At 71.0% G+C, this 18299-nt stretch carries 19 protein-coding genes; 9 read left to right on the top strand and 10 right to left on the bottom strand.

Going from position 1 to position 18299, the window contains the following annotated elements:
* Positions 1–82: 82 nt before the first annotated feature.
* From ACWEFL_RS12070 to ACWEFL_RS12060, 3 genes are all read left to right on the top strand, one after another.
* Positions 83–1360: a thymidine phosphorylase gene (locus ACWEFL_RS12070; protein WP_451710685.1), complete on the top strand. Its 1278-nt coding sequence runs from the start codon at positions 83–85 to the stop codon at positions 1358–1360.
* A gap of 121 nt (positions 1361–1481) precedes the next feature.
* Complete coding sequence (locus ACWEFL_RS12065) at positions 1482–2078, top strand: Uma2 family endonuclease (protein WP_451710683.1); 597 nt, start codon at positions 1482–1484, stop codon at positions 2076–2078.
* 246 nt (positions 2079–2324) lie between these two features.
* Entirely contained in the window at positions 2325–2723 is a 399-nt protein-coding gene (locus tag ACWEFL_RS12060; RefSeq protein ID WP_451710681.1) for an STAS domain-containing protein, read from the top strand.
* Here the strand turns inward: ACWEFL_RS12060 and ACWEFL_RS12055 are convergent.
* The 3 genes from ACWEFL_RS12055 to ACWEFL_RS12045 all read right to left on the bottom strand — a co-directional run bounded on the left by ACWEFL_RS12055 (position 2720) and on the right by ACWEFL_RS12045 (position 6075).
* The gene (locus ACWEFL_RS12055) at positions 2720–3730 is read right to left on the bottom strand and encodes a sigma-70 family RNA polymerase sigma factor (protein ID WP_451710680.1); all 1011 of its coding nucleotides are present in this window, start codon (positions 3728–3730) and stop codon (positions 2720–2722) included. The genes ACWEFL_RS12060 and ACWEFL_RS12055 overlap by 4 nt on opposite strands.
* A 76-nt stretch (positions 3731–3806) precedes the next feature.
* A complete protein-coding gene (locus ACWEFL_RS12050) occupies positions 3807–4454 on the bottom strand; it encodes a L,D-transpeptidase family protein (RefSeq protein WP_451710844.1) in 648 nt (215 codons plus the stop codon).
* A gap of 337 nt (positions 4455–4791) precedes the next feature.
* Entirely contained in the window at positions 4792–6075 is a 1284-nt protein-coding gene (locus ACWEFL_RS12045; protein ID WP_451710678.1) for an MFS transporter, read from the bottom strand.
* Positions 6076–6137: 62 nt separating this feature from the next.
* Here ACWEFL_RS12045 and ACWEFL_RS12040 point away from each other — a divergent pair, with 62 nt between their 5' ends.
* Together ACWEFL_RS12040 and ACWEFL_RS12035 are read left to right on the top strand one after the other, a co-directional pair.
* Positions 6138–7091, top strand: coding sequence for a LysR family transcriptional regulator (locus ACWEFL_RS12040; RefSeq protein ID WP_451710677.1), 954 nt, complete (start codon positions 6138–6140; stop codon positions 7089–7091).
* A 197-nt stretch (positions 7092–7288) separates the two neighbouring features.
* Positions 7289–8824 carry an alpha/beta fold hydrolase gene (locus ACWEFL_RS12035; protein WP_451710675.1) on the top strand — a complete coding sequence of 512 codons (1536 nt, stop codon included), beginning with the start codon at positions 7289–7291 and terminating at the stop codon, positions 8822–8824.
* Between the two features lie 46 nt (positions 8825–8870).
* Here ACWEFL_RS12035 and ACWEFL_RS12030 read toward each other — a convergent pair whose 3' ends face one another.
* Positions 8871–9650 carry an alpha/beta hydrolase gene (locus tag ACWEFL_RS12030; RefSeq protein ID WP_451710843.1) on the bottom strand — a complete coding sequence of 260 codons (780 nt, stop codon included), beginning with the start codon at positions 9648–9650 and terminating at the stop codon, positions 8871–8873.
* A 135-nt stretch (positions 9651–9785) separates the two neighbouring features.
* Between ACWEFL_RS12030 and ACWEFL_RS12025 the strand changes: the two genes are divergently transcribed.
* A complete protein-coding gene (locus tag ACWEFL_RS12025) occupies positions 9786–10940 on the top strand; it encodes an adenosine deaminase (protein WP_451710673.1) in 1155 nt (384 codons plus the stop codon).
* A 124-nt stretch (positions 10941–11064) separates the two neighbouring features.
* A complete protein-coding gene (locus tag ACWEFL_RS12020; protein WP_451710672.1) occupies positions 11065–11436 on the top strand; it encodes an ATP-binding protein in 372 nt (123 codons plus the stop codon).
* Between the two features lie 147 nt (positions 11437–11583).
* Here ACWEFL_RS12020 and ACWEFL_RS12015 read toward each other — a convergent pair whose 3' ends face one another.
* The 5 genes from ACWEFL_RS12015 to afsQ1 all read right to left on the bottom strand — a co-directional run bounded on the left by ACWEFL_RS12015 (position 11584) and on the right by afsQ1 (position 15810).
* Positions 11584–11793: a PspC domain-containing protein gene (locus tag ACWEFL_RS12015; RefSeq protein WP_451710670.1), complete on the bottom strand. Its 210-nt coding sequence runs from the start codon at positions 11791–11793 to the stop codon at positions 11584–11586.
* Positions 11794–11865: 72 nt separating this feature from the next.
* Entirely contained in the window at positions 11866–12459 is a 594-nt protein-coding gene (locus ACWEFL_RS12010) for a VanZ family protein (RefSeq protein ID WP_451710842.1), read from the bottom strand.
* A gap of 147 nt (positions 12460–12606) precedes the next feature.
* The gene (locus ACWEFL_RS12005) at positions 12607–13248 is read right to left on the bottom strand and encodes a hypothetical protein (RefSeq protein WP_451710669.1); all 642 of its coding nucleotides are present in this window, start codon (positions 13246–13248) and stop codon (positions 12607–12609) included.
* Positions 13249–13337: 89 nt separating this feature from the next.
* A complete protein-coding gene (locus ACWEFL_RS12000) occupies positions 13338–15029 on the bottom strand; it encodes an ATP-binding protein (protein WP_451710667.1) in 1692 nt (563 codons plus the stop codon).
* 103 nt (positions 15030–15132) lie between these two features.
* Positions 15133–15810, bottom strand: a complete 678-nt coding sequence (gene afsQ1, locus ACWEFL_RS11995) for a two-component system response regulator AfsQ1 (protein ID WP_208545416.1) — start codon at positions 15808–15810, stop codon at positions 15133–15135.
* Between the two features lie 286 nt (positions 15811–16096).
* On the opposite strand from afsQ1, the gene ACWEFL_RS11990 reads away from it, so the two are divergent.
* The gene (locus tag ACWEFL_RS11990; protein WP_451710665.1) at positions 16097–16870 is read left to right on the top strand and encodes a SigE family RNA polymerase sigma factor; all 774 of its coding nucleotides are present in this window, start codon (positions 16097–16099) and stop codon (positions 16868–16870) included.
* A gap of 226 nt (positions 16871–17096) precedes the next feature.
* On the opposite strand, the gene ACWEFL_RS11985 is transcribed toward ACWEFL_RS11990, so the two are convergent.
* Positions 17097–17759, bottom strand: a complete 663-nt coding sequence (locus ACWEFL_RS11985; RefSeq protein WP_451710663.1) for a uridine kinase family protein — start codon at positions 17757–17759, stop codon at positions 17097–17099.
* A 120-nt stretch (positions 17760–17879) separates the two neighbouring features.
* On the opposite strand from ACWEFL_RS11985, the gene ACWEFL_RS11980 reads away from it, so the two are divergent.
* Positions 17880–18290: a hypothetical protein gene (locus ACWEFL_RS11980; protein ID WP_451710662.1), complete on the top strand. Its 411-nt coding sequence runs from the start codon at positions 17880–17882 to the stop codon at positions 18288–18290.
* Positions 18291–18299 lie beyond the last annotated feature (9 nt).

Raw genomic sequence — 18299 nt, 5'->3', positions numbered from 1 at the left:
TTCGCCTCTTCCGGCCCCTACTGTTTCGGCGGGGGGCCGTCCGGCGGGAGGGCCGCCGCATTCGGCACCACAGGAGGAAACCATGGACGTCATCTCCGTCATCCGCGCCAAGCGGGACCGGGGTGAGCTGAGCCCGGAGCAGATCGACTGGGTCATCGACGCCTACACCCGCGGTGAGGTCGCCGACGAGCAGATGGCGGCGCTGGCGATGGCGATCCTGCTGAACGGGATGAACCGTACGGAGATCGCCCGCTGGACGGCGGCGATGATCGCCTCCGGCGAGCGGATGGACTTCTCGGCGCTCTCCCGGCCCACCGCCGACAAGCACTCCACGGGCGGCGTCGGCGACAAGATCACCCTGCCGCTCGCGCCCCTGGTCGCCGCGTGCGGGGCCGCCGTGCCCCAGCTCTCCGGCCGGGGTCTCGGACACACCGGGGGCACCCTCGACAAGCTGGAGTCCATCCCCGGCTGGCGGGCGCGGCTCTCCAACGAGGAGATGCTGCGTGTCCTCGACACCACCGGGGCGGTGATCTGCGCCGCCGGTGACGGGCTCGCCCCCGCCGACAAGAAGCTGTACGCGCTCCGCGATGTCACCGGCACGGTCGAGGCGATCCCGCTGATCGCCTCCTCGATCATGTCGAAGAAGATCGCGGAGGGCACGGACTCGCTGGTCCTGGACGTCAAGGTCGGCACCGGCGCGTTCATGAAGACCATCGAGGACGCGCGGGAGCTGGCCGCCACGATGGTGGCGCTGGGCACGGACAGCGGGGTGAAGACGGTCGCGCTCCTCACCGATATGTCCACGCCCCTCGGCCTCACCGCGGGCAACGCCCTCGAAGTCCGCGAATCGGTCGAGGTTCTCGCGGGCGGCGGCCCCTCCGACGTCGTCGAACTGACTCTCGCGCTCGCCCGCGAGATGCTGGCCGCGGCCGGCCTGGGCGACGCCGACCCGGCGAAGGCCCTCGCGGACGGCTCCGCCATGGACGTCTGGCGCCGCATGATCACGGCCCAGGGCGGCGACCCGGACGCGCCCCTCCCCACCGCCCGCGAACACCACACCGTCACCGCCCCCGCCTCCGGCACCCTCACCCGCCTCGACGCCTACGCCGTCGGCCTCGCCGCCTGGCGCCTCGGCGCGGGCCGCGCCCGCAAGGAGGACCCGGTCCAGGCGGGCGCGGGCATCGAACTCCACGCCAAGCCCGGCGACCCCGTCACCGAGGGCCGGCCCCTGTTCACCCTGCACACGGACACCCCGGAGAAGTTCGACTACGCGCTGGAACCGCTCACCTCCGCCTACGACATCGCCCCGGCGGGCACCGCGTTCCCGGCGCCCCCGATCGTCCTGGACCGCATCGCCTGACGGGGCCCTCGGGTCAAGCCCGCAGGAGCGATGACTCGTACGGGTGAACGGTACCGGTGGACCCCCACCCGTCCCGTTCGGCATGCTGGACTCGGTGACGCACCGACGCAAGGAGACCGCCATGGGCGCACTCACCGTCGACCACGACACGGCCGGCGGCCACGAGTGGGACGACCTCGTCCGGATTTGGCAGGAGACGGACGCACCCGAGGGCTGCAAGGTGGAGATCATCGAGGGGATCGTCACCGTGTCACCACCGCCTTCCAACGCCCACAACGACATCGCCGACACCGTTCAGCGGCGCTTGTACGGCGTGATCCCCGAAGACTGGGGGATCTATCAGACGCTCGGCACAGCGGTCCCCTCACGGGACGGCCTGTACATCCCGGACCTCGCCGTGACACCAAAGGCCGTTCTCCGGTCGGAGTCCGGTCACTACATTCCCGCCGCCGCGGCCGAGCTGATCGTCGAAATCACCTCGAAGCCCACTGCGGGCAACGACCGCATCAAGAAGGCGGCGGGTTACGCCCAGGCGGGCGTCCCGCTCTACCTGCTGATCGACAGCTGGGCCCCGGGCGGCCCGACGGTCACTCTCTACGGAGAGCCGAAGAATGGCGTCTACCGGGTCCTCCAGGCAGGCAAGTTCGGCGATGTGATCCGGCTCCCGGAACCCTTCGCCGTGGACCTCGACACGGCGTCCTTCCCCGAGAACCCATAGGCGGCACGCGCCGATCAGCTGACGTACCCCGCGCGACCGAACGGGACCGGTGAACCCCCACCGGTCCCGTTCCGCATGCCGGGCCGGTAGGCCGGGCCGACAGGGCGCGTCCCACACTCCCCGGAGCAGGACGTATCCGGCGCGAACCCACGCTGGGACCCGGACCCGGACCCGGACCCGGACCCGGACCCGGGCGCCGCTCGGCTCGGAGCGATGAGATACCGGAACGGAGGCAGTCTGCCCGGTGTGGACGTCACAGAGCCCATCGTCGTACGCCTCTCCGGGATCCTGACCCCGGACGATGTGCCGCGCCTGTGCGCGGAGTTGAGCGCACGGATCAGAGACACCGGGACCGGCGATCCCGTCGGCGCACCCACCGGTACGGCAGAAGGCGCGGGCCCGGTCACCGGCACCGGTGCCAGGGGTCGGGAGGCCGTCTGCGATGTGCGCGAGCTGACCGCCGCCGATCTGACCGCGATCGACGCCATCGCCCGGATGAGGCTCACCACCCACCGCCTGGGCTGCCGCTTCCGGCTCCTCGGCCCCGGCCCCGAGCTACGGGCGCTCCTGCACCTGGTGGGCCTGTCCTGCCTCACCGAGCAGCCCTTACCCCCGGGCGGGGACCGCGGGTACCGCGGATCTTAAGGGGTGTCCTCCTTCTTCAGCCGGTCTGGAAGGTCGAACATCGGAAACCAGCGGGCCGTGTCCAGGAAGGAGTTGATGCCCGCGATCTTGCCGTCCCGGATCTCCATGACCATGAGCGCCCACGGAGTGTGACCGTCGCCGTCGTCCGCCGCGTGATAGTGCGCGAACGCCGGCATGCCGTTGGCCACCGTCGGGATGAGCCGCGAGCCCCGGCACACCGACCCGACGCCCAGCATCCAGCCGACGATGTTCTCGTGGCCCTGCAGCCAGAGGTCGTACGGGGGCATGGAGAGCGTGGCGTCGTCATGGAGGACCGCCGTCAGCGCCTCCATGTCGTACCCCTCGAAGGCCGCGACATAGCGCTCCAGCAGCTCGCGCTGCTCCTCGTCGAGGGGGTCCGCCGCATCGCTCGTGGACGGCGGCGACTCCGCCAGCGTCGCCCGCGCCCGCTGGAGCGCGCTGTTCACGGACGCCACCGAGGTGCCCAGCAGCTCCGCGACCTCACTCGCCTTCCACGCCAGCACCTCGCGGAGGATCAGCACCGCGCGCTGCTTCGGCGGCAGATGCTGGAGCGCGGCGACGAACGCCAGCCGGATCGTCTCCCGCTCGACCGCCGTCTCCGCCGGGTCCGCCACCGACGGCAGCACCCGCCCGTCGGGCACCGGCTCCAGCCAGGTGGCCTCCGAACGGGCGTTGAGCTGCGCCTGGGCCACAGGCGCCGGGCCCGACAGATCCATCGGCCGGGCCCGGCGATTGCCCGCGTTCAGCATGTCGAGGCAGACGTTCGTCGCGATGCGGTACAGCCACGACCGCAGCGACGAACGTCCCTCGAACTTGCCGAGATTCCGCCAGGCGCGGACCATCGTGTCCTGGACCGCGTCCTCCGCCTCGAAGGAGGAGCCGAGCATGCGGTAGCAGTAACCGGTCAGCTCCCGGCGGTACCGCTCCAGCTCGGAATCCAGATCCCCTTCTGTCGCGTTTGTTGCTTTTGCTGCCAGATCACTCATCGGGTCCACCCCTGTCGCCCATCGGCATCAGCCTTTTCGAAGCTACAGGAGGGGACTGACAACGGCGCTTCGGCGCTCAGGTGCCCGGCTTGCGCCCGTACACGTACACGTCGTCGCCGTTCTTCAGCAGATTCCAGTACGCCTTCGCGTCCCCCGGGCGCATGTTCACGCAGCCCCCGGAGCCGGGCGGGTTGTACATCGACTTCGTGGTCGAGTGGAACGCCTGCCCGCCGTCGAAGAACTGCGCGTACGGCATCCGCACGTTGTACAGCGTCGACCAGTGGTTGATGCTGCGCCAGTAGATCTTCTTCGAGCCGGTACGGGTCTCCGTGCCGTTCTTCCCGGTGCGCACCGGGACCGGGCCGTACTTCAGCTTCTTGCCGTCCTGGATCCAGCTCAGCTGCCGGGTCAGGTCCACGCACGCGATGCGGCCCTTGTTGGTCGGGCACTTGCCCGCCTTGTTGGGGTTCTTGCCCGCCGCCCGCTGCTGGAGAATCGTGTTCATCGTCTGCCAGGTCAGCGGACCGGCGTACCCGATGGTCGGCGTGATGCCGTGCTTCGCCTGGAAGGCGCGGATCGCCTTGCAGTCGGCGGACGACTGCTTGCCGTCCACCGGCCGTCCGAGGAACTTCTCCACCTGCTTCTGGTGCGGGCCCGTCGCCGTCGTGCACGAGGCCGCCTGCGCGGTCCCCGAGCCGATCGCCATGGTCAGCGGTACGACCATGCCCGTCAGCCCGAGCACGATCCCCGCCCGTCGGCCGATTCCCCGCGCCCCGCGCGCCGCGCGTACTCCCTGAACCCCTCGTATCTCTCCCATGTGTCCCCCACTCCCCGCCAAGTACCGGGCGAAATCGCCGGTCTGCTCATTTGACGCGTATCAACGAGCCGCGGTTGTACGGAAGATGTCTCAATCCCGCTACGGCCGGAAGCGAGGGGGCGGAGGGGGCGGTACGGGACAGGGCGGAGGGCGGGGCAGGGCGGTACGGAGTCGGGGCGGGTCCGGGCTCGGCGGTACGGGACGCGGCGCTGCGGCGCTGTGGCGCTGTGGCGGTGGCGGCCGGTCAGCGCCCGGCCGCCACCGGAACCCGCTGCCCGGCACGCGCCGCCCGGCTCCCGTACAGCGTGATCGACACGATGCCGGCCACCGCCAGCACACCGAGCCCCACCGTGCCCGCCCAGCCACCGGAGTGGAACGCGATCGCACCGAGGGTGCCGCCGGCGCTGGCACCGATGTAGTACGCGGACTGGTACAGCGCCGACGCCTGCGCGCGGCCCGTCTTCGCCGTACGGCTCACCGAGGACGAGGCGACCGCGTGGCCACCGAAGAAGCCCGCGGTGATCAGGACCAGCCCGAGCAGCACGGCCGTCAGCGAGTCGCCGAGCGACAGCAGCAGACCGGCGGTCGTGGCGGCGACCGTCAGATACAGCGCCCCGCGGCGGCCCAGCCGCCCCACGAGCCACCCGACGGCGGCGGACGACGCCGTACCGACCAGATAGACCAGGAAGATCGAGCCGACGACCCCCGGCGGCAGGTTGAACGGTTCCTCGGCCAGCCGGTAGCCGATCACCGTGTACACCGCCCCCGACACCAGCATGAACAGCGCCCCGATCGCGTACAGCCGCAGCAGCAGCGGATCGGCCAGATGCCCGCGCACGGTCGCGCCCAGTGCCTTCGGGCTCAGGCTTCCGGGGCGGAAGTTCCGCGCCCTCGGCAGCAGCGCGCGGAAGACGACCAGGCACACCAGCGCCAGCACGCCCACGGCCGCGAGCCCGGCGCGCCAGCCCCAGAACTGGGCGGCCCAGCCGGTGACGATCCGGCCGCTCATACCTCCGATGCTGTTGCCCGCGACGAAGAGGCCGATCGCACCGACGAGCTCCTTCGGCCGTACCTCCTCAGCCAAGTACGCCATCGCGGACGCCGGCACTCCGGCCAGCGCCGCACCCTGGACGACGCGCAGCGCCACCAGCCACTCCAGGCTCGGCGCGAACGGCACCAGCAGCCCGACCGCCACGGCGACCGTCAGCGACACGGTCATCACCGTCCGGCGGCCGAAGCGCTCGGAGAGCGCGCTCAGTGGGAGTACGAACAGAGCCACGGCGCCCGTCGCGGCCGAGACCGTCCAACTGGCCGCCGAAGCGCTCACGCCGAACCCGGCGGAGACGTCGGGCAGCACTGCCTGCGTGGAGTAGAGGAGGGCGAAGACGGCGATCCCGGCGGCGAAGAGCGCCATGCTCATACGGCGGTAGCCGGGGCGGCCGGGGGAGAGCGGCTCGGCGGGGGAGACGGGAGGAGCGACGACAAGGGCGGCGTCCACCGCGGTGGACGCCTTGGTACTGGCAGGCATGCCTCGAACGTACGGCTCCCCCCTTCATGCGTCCAATGCATGGAACAGCCATAATCGTTCCCATGGTGCATGAATCCAGCTCAGGGCCTCGCCTGTCACACAGCGGTTACGAAGAAGACACCTCACTGCTGCTCGCGCCTCGCCTCGCCTACTTCGCCGCGGTCGCCCGGCACGAGCATGTGACGCGCGCCGCACAGGAGCTGGGCGTCCCGCAGTCGACGCTCTCGCGGGCCGTCGTACGGCTCGAAAAGGACCTGGGAGTCGCCCTGTTCGCCCGCAAGGGCCGTACGGTCTCCCTCACCCCCGCGGGCCGCACCTTCCTCGCCTCGGTGGAACGCGCGCTCGGCGAGGTCGAGCGGGCCGCCGAATCCGTACGCGAGGACGCGGACCCCCACGCGGGCAGGGTCGCCTTCGGCTTTCTGCACACGATGGGCTCGGAGACCGTGCCGGGGCTGCTGAGGGCCTTCCGCGCGGATCATCCGAAGGTCCGCTTCACCCTCGTCCAGAACTACGGCGAGGCGATGCTCGGCGGACTGCGCGCCGGGGACCTGGACCTCTGTCTGACCTCACCGGTCCCCAACGAGCCCGATCTGGTCGCGCGCCGGCTCGACGAACAGCGCCTGCGGCTGGTCGTCCCGGACGACCACCGCCTCGCCGCCCGCAGACGCGTCCGTCTCGCCGAGGCCGCCGATGACGCCTTCGTGACCCTGGAGCCCGGTTACGGGCTGCGCCGCATCACCGACGATCTCTGCGCGCAGGCCGGCTTCACCCCGAAGGTCGCCTTCGAGGGCGAGGAGGCGGAGACCCTGCGCGGCCTGGTCGCGGCGGGCCTGGGCGTGGCACTGCTGCCGCCGCCCGCGGTGGCCCGCCCCGGAGTCGTGGAACTGAACGTGACGGCCCCGCGCGCGGTCCGGGAGATCGGCGTCGCCTGGCTGGACGGCCACCCCGACACGCCTCCGGTCGCGGCCTTCAAGAAGTTCCTCCTCTCCCGCCGCGGCCACCTCCTCCCACCCTGACCCGGCCGGCCCCACCAGTCGGGGGAAACTCGGGCGTCGGGGGCAACCCCTGAGACGCTGCCCGGAGGGAAACCCCGACCACGTCCCTGTGCCTTCCCTGATTCCCGTCTCACGCGGTTGCGACGTGGTTGGCTCGCTGTCACGTTCGACCGGGGGCAACCCCGTGATCCGTTTCGTCAGACCACGGAAGGGACTTTATGCAACCGCTCTTCAGGGCGCTCACCGGAGTGCTCGCCGCTGGAGCACTCGCCGGAGCGTCGACACCGGTCGCGGAGGCCGTGGACGTCGGCCCTCCTGGCAGAAGTCCGACGACACAGAACGCCATCGACTGGAAACCGTGCCCCCAGGACGCCGCGGCGGAATGCGGGACCCTGCGCCTGCCCGTCGACTGGGCACGCCCGTCGGCCGAGAAGTTCGATCTCGCGGTGGCCCGCCGCAAGGCGACCGATCCGAATCGCCGGGTCGGCGTGCTGCTGGTCAACCCGGGTGGGCCGGGCGATTCGGGCGTGGACTTCACCGTACGGCGTGCCACCTCCCACTTCAGCTTGGACGTTCAGGAGAGATTCGACATCGTCGGGTTCGATCCACGGGGTGTCGGTGGCAGCCAACCGGTCAAGTGCTCGACCGAGTTGCTGGACCGAGCGCCGTCGCCCTACCCCCGCGACCAGGCGGAATTCGATCAACTCGCCGAGTACAACCGGGCATTACGCCAGGACTGCCGACGACACAGCGGTCCGGTCTTCGACCACGCCGACACCCTGAGCGTCGTCCGGGACATGGACGCGATCCGCGGGGCGCTGGGCGAGAAGAGGATCAACTACTTCGGCCACTCCTATGGCACGCTGATCGGTCAGCAGTACGCGGAGCGGTACGGCGACCGGATCCGGACCATGGCCCTCACCGCGAACATGGACCACAGTCTCGGCATCCGGGAGTTCCTCGTCTCCTCGGCGGCCACGGCGGAGGACTCGTTCCACCAGTTCGTGCGGTGGTGTGAGTCCACCAGCTCGTGCGCCCTGCACGGCCGGGACGTCACCGCCGTATGGGACGACCTGCTCGCCAGAGCGGACCGAGGGGAGATACACGATCCGGAGAGCCCTGATCGGGTTCTCACCGCGAACGCGATCGCACTCAGGGCCTTCAGGAAGTACTTCTACGGCCCGTACTGGAACGAACTGGCCACGTATGTGGCCGGCCTTGACGCGCAGGTACGGGAACCGCAGGAACGGGAACCGAAGGAACGGCGGCGAACCCAGCGGCCTCAACCACGGACACCGCTGGGAGCGGAGCAGCGAACGCGCGCAGAACCGTTCTACGCGGTGTTCTGCCAGGACTGGCGGTTCCGGCCGAAGAACTACCGGGAGTACGCCAGTCTGACCGAAGCCGAACTACGGGCCGCACCGCACCTGCGCGGCTCACCACGCGTACACGCGGCTGTGGCCGGATGCGTCGGCTGGCCGGACAAGGTGAACAACCCGCAGCACCGCTTGCGCATCACCGAGGCGCCCAAGATCCTCCTGCTGCATGCGCTGCACGATCCGGCGAACAACTACGCCTGGGCGGCCAATGTGCACCGGCAGACGCGCGGGACGACCGTCCTGCTGCCGTACGAGGGCGCGGGACACAGCGTCTACGGCCGCAGTGACTGCACACGCGACGCCGTGGACGACTACCTCACGGAGCGGAGACTCCCGAGCGCCGGGAGCCGGTGCGCCCCCGCCGCGACGAACTGATCGCACAGGGACGACACACCGGCCAGTCGGCTCTGCCCGCCCGCACCTACGGCCGCAGCGACCGCCCGAACCCCGCCGCCAGCGGCATCCGCAGGCCCAGGGGCGGCGGAGCCGCCAGCGCGTCGGCCACCGGGCGGGCGTAGGGGTGGGGGAAGAGGGAGCCCAGGACGAAGTCCACCGCCAGCGCCAGCACCTCATCGTGGTGCTGGCGCAGCGCGTTGCCGTCCGTATGGACCTCGAACCGGCATATGTTCCGGTTCGTCTTCTTCACGCGCTCCGCCAGCCGGTACGACAGATCCGGAGCCGTCCGCGCGTCATTCGTGCCGTGCACGATCAGCACCTGTCGGTCCGTCAACTGCCGCACAGGCTCCGGCGCGGCCTCGTCGTCCGGCAGCCAGGGGGCCATCGCCAGCACCGCGCTGACGGCCGGATGCCCCGCCGCCCGCAGCGCCGCGCGCCCGCCGAAGCCATGGCCGGCGAGACACACCGGCACATCCCCGTACCGCCGTGTCACCTCGTCCGCGGCCCACTCCGCGTCCACCGCGGGCCCCGCCTCCGAACCGTTCCAGCCGCGGCAGTGGTAGCGCACCGGATGCACCACCAGACCGTCGTCCCGGCCGGCTCGGGCCAGCGCCCGCCCCAGTGGCCGCGCGGCGGCGTGCGCCCACCGGGAAGGCCCCCGCGTCGACTCCGGCACCCCGTCCGGCAGGACCAGTACGACCCCGCCGACGACGGGCTCCACGGCCCGTCTCCCATAGGCCCGCCCCAGCCGGGCCCCTCGCTTCACCGCGGTCGCCGTACGACCGTCCGTACGCCCCCTCCACAGGGGCAGCGCGTGGTCTGTCACGGCAGAACATTCTCAGAAGCACGGGTGTACTCCACCCGTCCGCGCGATCACTGTTACATATCGGGAAGCACCCTGCCCCGCGCCTTCTACGCGCGTAGGGACTAGAGTGCGCAGATGACGAGCCAGACCATCACCATGCCCACCTCGGGCCAGATCCGCCGCGCTCCGAAGGTGCTCCTCCACGACCACCTCGACGGCGGACTGCGGCCGGGCACGATTATCGACCTCGCCCGTGCCATGAGCTATGACGCGCTCCCCGAGAGCGAGCCCGACAAGCTCGGCATCTGGTTCCGCGAAGCCGCCGACTCCGGCTCCCTGGAGCGCTATCTGGAGACCTTCGCGCACACCTGCGCCGTCATGCAGACCCGAGACGCCCTCTTCCGCGTCGCCGCCGAGTGCGCCGAGGACCTCGCCCAGGACGGCGTGGTGTACGCGGAGGTCCGGTACGCCCCCGAACAGCATCTGGAGGCGGGGCTGACACTCGAAGAGGTCGTCGAGGCCGTCAACGAGGGCTTCCGCGAAGGAGAGCGGATCGCCCGCGAGAACGGCCACCGCATCCGCGTGGGCGCCCTGCTCACCGCCATGCGGCACGCCGCCCGCGCCCTGGAGATCGCCGAACTGGCCAACCGCTACCGCGACTCGGGCGTCGTCGGCTTCGACATCGCCGGCGCGGAGGCGGGGTACCCGCCCACCCGCCACCTCGACGCCTTCGAGTACCTCAAGCGCGAGAACAACCACTTCACCATCCACGCCGGAGAGGCGTTCGGACTGCCGTCGATCTGGCAGGCGCTCCAGTGGTGCGGGGCCGACCGCCTCGGCCACGGAGTGCGGATCATCGACGACATCGAGGTCGCGGACGACGGACGGGTCCAGCTCGGGCGGCTCGCCGCGTACGTCCGAGACAAGCGCATCCCGCTGGAGCTGTGCCCGACCTCCAACCTCCAGACCGGCGCGGCGGCCTCGTACGCGGAGCACCCCATCGGGCTGCTGCGCAGACTCCACTTCAGGGCCACCGTCAACACCGACAACCGCCTGATGTCCGGTACCAGCATGAGCCGCGAATTCGAGCTGCTGACCGAGACCTTCGGATACACGCTCGACGACATGCAGTGGTTCACCGTCAACGCGATGAAGAGCGCGTTCATCCCTTTCGATGAACGGCTGGCGATGATCAACGATGTCATCAAGCCCGGATACGCCGAGCTGAAGTCCGAATGGCTGTTCCGTCAGACCGCCACGACCAGCGAGAACTCCCCCGAGGCGGAGTGACCGTACGCCTCGGGGAGCGGCCGGGAACGTCAACACCCGGCCGTTTCGTGGTGTTTGCCACGCCCGTCGGACGGTGGCTAGCTTGCGGAGCCGCTCATATCCCCGTCCCAAGGACTTACCCCTGATGAAGCAGTCTGCCGTCAAGACTCTCGGTGTCGCCGTGCTCGGCGCCGCCTTCGCCGCCACCGCCGCGGGAGTCGCCTCCGCCGAGTCCGCCGCCATCCCCGACCCGGCCACCTCGCTCGACACCGTCACCAGCACGGTGCCGGTGCAGGGCGCGCTCACCCAGCTCCCGGCGGGCGCCTCCGAGTCGCTCACCGGAGGCCAGGGGGCCCTGACCGAGAGCGCGGCCACCCTGCCCGGCACCCTCCAGGGCGCCGGGCAGCAGGTCCTCGCCGCCGACCCCGCCAGTGTCGTCCAGCCCGTCCAGGGCCTGCTCGGCGGGCTGCCCGCCGGCGACCTGGCCAAGGGCCTGCCCATCAGCGGACTCGCCTGACGGATACCACCCCTGCCGTTCCTTCCCCTCCCGAACGGCATGGAAGCGGGGCGCGCACCTCACAGGTGCGCGCCCCGTTTCGTATACGAGTCCCAGTCCAGGTGCAGGTGCAGGTGCAGGTGCGGGCGCCGGATCCGGTGCCCGCGTCTACCAGGCGGTCGACGCCCGCGAGGCGGCCTTCTCGCCCGGCAGGAACGCCCACAGCGCCAGATAGACCAGGAACTGCGGACCGGGCAGCAGACACGAGACCACGAAGATGATCCGCATCGTCTTGGCAGAGGTGCCGAAGCGCCGTGCCAGCGCCGCGCACACCCCACCGATCATCTTCCCCTCACGCGGGCGGACAAGTGCGGACATGGTGGGCTCCTTCGCGAGAACCGTTCGTGGATGTCTCCATCGTGGCTCCGCGAGGGGGGTCGAAGCGTCGCTCTACGGGGCGATCCCCACCCTGGGAATCGTCGGGGTCGAGCCCTGAGCCGACTCCTCCGCCGGTACCGGGCCGCGCCGCGCCGTCTCAGCCCCGCGGCCGACCACGGCAGTCCGGACGGCCGGTGTGCGAGGCCCCCGGCGGCGCAGCCGCGCCCGGCACACGGGCACCACCAGCAGATGGGCGATCGCCACCCCCGCCGTGTTCAGCACCAGCGAGTCGACGTCGAGCACCCGGCCGGGCACACCCGTCTGCAACAGCTCGATGCCGAGCGAGATCATCGCCCCGGTCGCGACCGTACGGGCCAGGGAGGCGAGCGGGGACACGGCGACCTTGCCGCCCGCCATCGGCAGCAGCACGCCCAGCGGCGCGAGCAGCAGCAGACCCTCGCCGATCCGGCGCGCGGCCTCCAGCCCCCCGAGTTCCAGATCCGCCTTGATGCCGGCGAACAGCCGGAGATTGGCGGCCGTCACCCAGGGCACGTCCAGCGGGCGCAGGGCCAGCCAGCCAACGAGCAGCAGGTGGGCGACGACGAGGATGACCCCCGCCGCGCGGAAGCTGATGACGGCACTGCCGCCTTTGCCAAGACGCTGCACGTCACTCAAGACGCGTCCTGCCCGCGAAACGGTTCCGCCCGTGTTCCCGCGGCACCGGCAAAGGAAACCGGAAACGGCGTGGCATGCGCCACGGGTGGCGTGCCGCCCGCCACCCGGCGACACGGACTCAGGAACGCGGCTGGGTCGTCAGGGGCGTGTCGACGCGGTCGGGGGAGTGGGCGACGCCGTCGGGGGGAGCGTCGGTACGGGCTCCGCCGGGTTCTGCCGCGTCTTCGGGGAGCACTCGTAGCCTCGGGGGGCATAGTCGCCGGGACCCCCGAGAACCACCCGGCCGTCCACCGCCGCCGCCCGGTTCTCCGCGAAGGTGCAGACGATCTGCGCGAGTCCCACCGACGGCAGGTCGTCCGGCTCACGGCTCAGCCGCAGGGTGCCGGCCGGGTCGGTCGGCCGGGGTCCGCCGATCGTCATGGGCCCCCGGACGTAGGTCGCGAACCCCGCCTCGCGCTCCATGGACGAGGGCTCCTTCTGCAACTCCCTCAGCAGCGCCTGTGCCAGCTGGAGCCCTTCCAGGGCCGGCTTCGCCGTCGACGCCTCGGCCGTACGGTCCACCGCCGCCAGCTGGGACGCGCAGACCAGGTAGATCCGCACCGGTATGTTCTGAGGCTGCGCGGGCGCGTTGTCGCCCGACACCGCGCACGGCAGCCGGGAAGGCGCCGGACCGGCGTCGACCGGCACCTGCGTGGGCCTGATGCCGCAGCCGGCGAGCACCGCCGCGCCCAGCAGCGCGGCGAGGCCCGAGAGCGCGGCCGTGGCCCGCCGGCTCCCCACGGCTCGGCTCCGTACGGCTCGACTCCGCACTGCTCGGCTCCGTATCGCCGGGCTCCGCACCGCTCGGTCCCGTATCGCTCGGCTCCCGGTCACCGCGTGCCCCCGTCTCCCCGGTCGCCGTCTGTACGGCCGGCCCCTCCGCCGTGGTCGGGGTCGCCGACGGCGTCGGGATCGTCACGGTCATCGGGGTCGACGCAGTCCGTCTGCGCCGACACCACACGCGGCAGCCGCAGCACGAAGATCGCGCCGTCGCCGTCCGGCGAGTTCGCCGCCGCGATCGTGCCACCGTGGATATGCGCGTTCTCCACCGCGATCGACAGCCCCAGACCGCTGCCCTCGGACCGCGGCCGGGACGCGCTCGCCTTGTAGAACCGGTCGAACACATGCGGCAGTACTTCCGCCGGGATGCCGGGACCATGGTCCCGTACCTCGATCACCAGCTCATCGCCGTCGCCCGGGTCCCCCGCCTCCCAGGTGTCCTCTGTACCTTCTGTGTCTTCTGTGCCCTCTGTGCCTTCTGGGCCTTCCGCAGTCCGTGGCACCCCGGCGGAGACCCGCACCGACACCCGTACCGGCGAACCGCCGTGCTTCAGCGCGTTCCCGATCAGATTCGCCAGGATCACATCGAGCCGCCGCGGATCCAGCCGCGCCATGATCCCGCGCTCCGCGTCCAGCTCCACCGCGTCCAGCCACGCGCGCGCGTCGATGCACGCCGTGACCTGGTCCGCCACATCGACCGTGTCCAGGACGACCTTCGCCGTGCCCGCGTCGAAGCGGGTGACCTCCATCAGGTTCTCCACCAGTTCGCCCAGCCGCCGCGTCTCGCTCACCACCAGATTCACGGCCGGCGCGATCATCGGGTCGAGACTGTCGACCTCGTCCTCCAGCACCTCCGTCACAGCGGTCAGCGCCGTCAGCGGGGTGCGCAGCTCATGCGACATATCGGCCACGAACCGGCGGCTGGACTCCTCCCGCGCGCTCATGTCCTCGACCTTCTTCTCCAGCGACTCCGCCGTCTTGTTGAACGTCCTCGCCAGATCGGCCAGTTCATCCGTACCCGACACCTGCAGCCGGGTGCCGAGTTTCCCCTCGCCCAGCCGCCGCGCCGCGTCGCCCAGCCTGCGCACGGGCTTGAGCACCGTCGTCGCCGCGGCCTGCGCGAGCAGTGCCGAGCCCACGAGCGCCAGCGCCGTCGCGATCGCCAGCGACCATGCCAGCGTATTGAGGTCCTGCCGCTCCTGGTCCAGCGACTTGAACACATAGCCGGTCGGACCGCCGTTGACGATCCTCGTGCCGCCGACGAGATACGGCGTCCCGTCGCGCTGGATGCGCTGCCAGTACACGTGGTACGGGACCGAGTTGCCGGAGCCGATCGCCTGCCGGTCGTTCACCGCGTCCTGGAGCCGTCCCGGCACATCGTCGAGCGTGAAGACGTCCCGGTCCGACGCGCCCACCACCGGTTTGCCCGCGTCGCGCTCGCCGATGAGCAGCACGTTGTACCCGGCCTTGCCGTGGGACATCTGCTCGGCGGTGTCCTGGAGTTCGCCCTGCGTCGGATGGAGCGCCAGCGCCGCCGCCCGGTTCTGCATCTGCTGGCGGAAGTCGTCGAGCGTCGAGTCCTGCGTACGGGTCAGCACGGCCTCGCGATTCAGCCAGTACGCGATGCCCGACGCGGACACCGCGGCGGTCAGCGCGACCACCGCGAAGACGACGACGAGGCGGAGCCGCAGGCTCGTCCAGCGGAGTCCGGCGAGCACCACGCGCTTCGCGGCACCGCTCACCGAGGGATCCCGTTCCGGTGCGGACGCCCTGGCAGCCTCGGAGCGGGAACAGCTGTGTTCTTACGTGTACACGCGGGCACGGCCGTCGGCACCGGGTTCACCGTCACTGCGGAACGTCCAGCCGGTATCCCACACCCCGCACCGTGCGGATCAGGGTCGGCGAGGACGGCACGTCCTCCACCTTCGCCCGAAGCCGCTGGACACAGGCGTCCACCAGCCGTGAGTCACCGAGATAGTCGTGCTCCCACACCAGCCGCAGCAGCTGCTGCCGGGACAGGGCCTGCCCCGGCCGCCGGCTCAGCTCCAGCAGAAGCCGCAGCTCGGTCGGCGTGAGCTGCAGATCTTCGCCGTTCTTGGTCACGGTCATGGCGGAGCGGTCGATCATCAGCGAGCCGAAGGTCGCGGAGTCGGTCGACTCCCGCTCACCCCGGCGCAGCACCGCGCGGATACGGGCGTCCAGGACCCGGCCCTGCACGGGTTTGACCACATAGTCGTCCGCCCCCGACTCCAGGCCGACCACCACGTCGATGTCGTCGCTGCGGGCGGTGAGCAGAATGATCGGCAGTTGGTCGGTGCGTCTGATGCGGCGGCACACCTCGAAACCGTCGATCCCGGGCAGCATCACATCCAGCACGATCAGGTCAGGCCGCTGTTCGCGCAGCAGTTTGAGGCCGTCCTCGCCCGTCGCCGCGGTGGCCACACGGTGACCTTGGCGGGACAGGGAGAGTTCGAGGGCCGTGCGGATGGCGTCGTCGTCCTCGATCAGCAACAGGAAAGGCACGGGGGCCATTCTGGCGCATAGGGGTGCCGTAGTTCGACTGGTGGAGCGCTCCCATGCGCTCCGACCGGGCTCCGGCCGGGCTCGGTCCGGCCCGTCGCCGGACTCGCGGAGGCGTTTCGGGGGCTTTGCGACACCCTGCCCGAACCGGTCCGCGCCACAAGGGGTCATGGGGGATCGACAGGCCCTGTGACAGTGCTGTGACAGTCAGGGGACACCGCCATGAAATCGCCTGGGCAAGCTTTTGGCACACGGACGGAGACGGACTCCACTCGACGGGGGGCGCGGGATGAACGCACTGCACAGCACCACCTCAAGCGCAGTTGTCACGCTCCTCCACGATGTGACCCGGAACACGGAGAAGTCCGGCGCCGTGAACGGACGGGGGTGCGTTCGCGGCGCCGGGCGCCAGTACAAGCCGTCGTCCGCGGAGCAGGGCCACAAGCCCTATATGACGATGGTCGACGCGGGGGCGGCGGGGGCCGCGGTCGCGACGGGCACGGCGGGGGGCGCCGGTGAGGTCGCCGCCCGGTCGAGTCTCTCCGAGGCCGAGTTCACCGCGTACGTGAAGGAGCGCCGCTCCTCCCTGTACGCGACCGCGTACCACCTCACGGGGGACCGGTTCGAGGCGGAGGACCTGCTGCAGAGCGCGCTCTTCTCCACCTACCGGGCGTGGGACCGGATCAGCGACAAGGCGGCGGTCGGGGGGTACCTCCGCCGCACCATGACCAATCTGCACATCAGCGCCTGGCGTCGGCGCAAGCTCAACGAGTACCCCACGGAGGAGCTGCCGGAGACCGCCGGCGACACCGACGCGATGCGGGGCACGGAGCTGCGCGCGGTTCTGTGGCAGGCGCTGGCCAGGCTGCCGGAACTCCAGCGGACGATGCTGGTCCTCCGTTACTACGAGGGCCGCACCGACCCGGAGATCGCGGAGATCCTGGACATCAGTGTCGGCACGGTGAAGTCGAGCATCTGGCGGTCGCTCCGCCGGCTGCGTGAGGACGAGGTCCTCAGCTTCGGCCGTGACGAGGAAGAGTCCTTCGGCGAGCTGGTGGCCTGAAGGCGACGGGGGGAAAGTGGGGGCCGCCGCCTCGGGGGAGACGGCGGGTTGTGGGGGACGGGGGTCACGGGGGACCCACGGGGGGTAACGGGGAAGAGAGCGGGACCGGACAGGCCGGGGGGTCTTGTCCGGCCCCGCTCTTGTTTTCATGCGATGCGCGCGCGGGCCGCCCGCCGCCGCCGGTCCACCGGGGCGGGCGCGGTCAGGAGCGGCCGGGCGGGCGCGGTCAGGAGCGGCCGGGCGGGGGCGTTCTGGCGGGGGCTCGGCGGTGACGGCCCGCGGCGGCCGCCGCGACCCGGCCGAGGGCCTCGTCCTTGCCGCAGGGGTGCGCTCCCAGAAATGTCTGGCGGGCGACGATCCCGCGTTCGGCCCGCATCAGACGCCAGCCCCTGCGCAGCAGGAATCTCACGGACTTGCGGCCCTCCCGGAGATCCCGCAGCAGACGGCGGCGGAACGTGGTCGAGGGTCGGCCGCGCAGACAGAGCGCGTCGGCGAGGAGCCCCAGTTCCTGGCAGCGGTCCACGATGTCCGCCGCGAAGATGCCCTCCGCCACGAAGAGCGGGGTCCGGCCGATCGTGAAGGAGTCGCGCCCCACGCGCGCGCTCTTCGCGATGTCGTACACCGGCACGGCCGTACGTCCCGTGCGGCACAGCTCCGTGATCGCCGCCATCGCCGCGTCCGCGTCCCACGACCGAGGCGAGTCCCAGTCGATGTCCTTGCTCCGGGGGACCAGGGGCAGCGTCGGGTCGTCGGCCTCCTTGTAGAAGTCGTCGAGGCGCAGCACGGGCAGTCCCGTACGCGCGGCGAGGGAGGATTTCCCGGAGCCCGACGGGCCCGCGAGCAGGACGACACGCGTGGGTATGGCGGAAGGGCCCGGGGATGCGGTCACGGGACACCAGTGTGAGGCATTGACCCGTGAAGGGGACCCCTCGGGGACGGCGGTGGATTGAGGATCAGAGATTCAACTACTGTGTGTGTCTCTTCGATTACTCCTGTGGATGGGAACTCCATGGCACGTCACACAACTTCCCCGTCCCGGCGGCGAATCGCCCTGAGCGCGGGGATGACCGTCGCCGCGATGGCCGCCGCCATCGGCGCGGGCGACGCCGCGCAAGCGGCTCCCACGGCTCCCACGGCTCCCGTGGGCGGAGTCGACGCGCCGGACACGGCTCTGTCGGGCCCCGCCGCGGGCGTCACCGGGGCGGTCACCAACTCGGTGTCCGGGATCGGACAGTTGCGGAGCCTCCAGCTCAACCCGCTGGCCAAGACCGGAGTCGACCCGTTGGCGAACAGCGTCGGCACCCAGGTCGCCGACTTCAAGCCCGTCTCGACCGAACTGGTCACTGGGCCGCTCGCCCAGGGGGCCGCTCTTGAGGACCTGCCCGTCGCGGGAGGCGTCTCCCGCGTTCTTCCTCTGTGAGGGAAGGAC

It is taken from the genome of Streptomyces sp. NPDC004838, from assembly GCF_053600955.1.
Note: the sequence above shows the minus strand (reverse complement) of the source record. Positions and strands in the feature narration are given on the sequence as shown.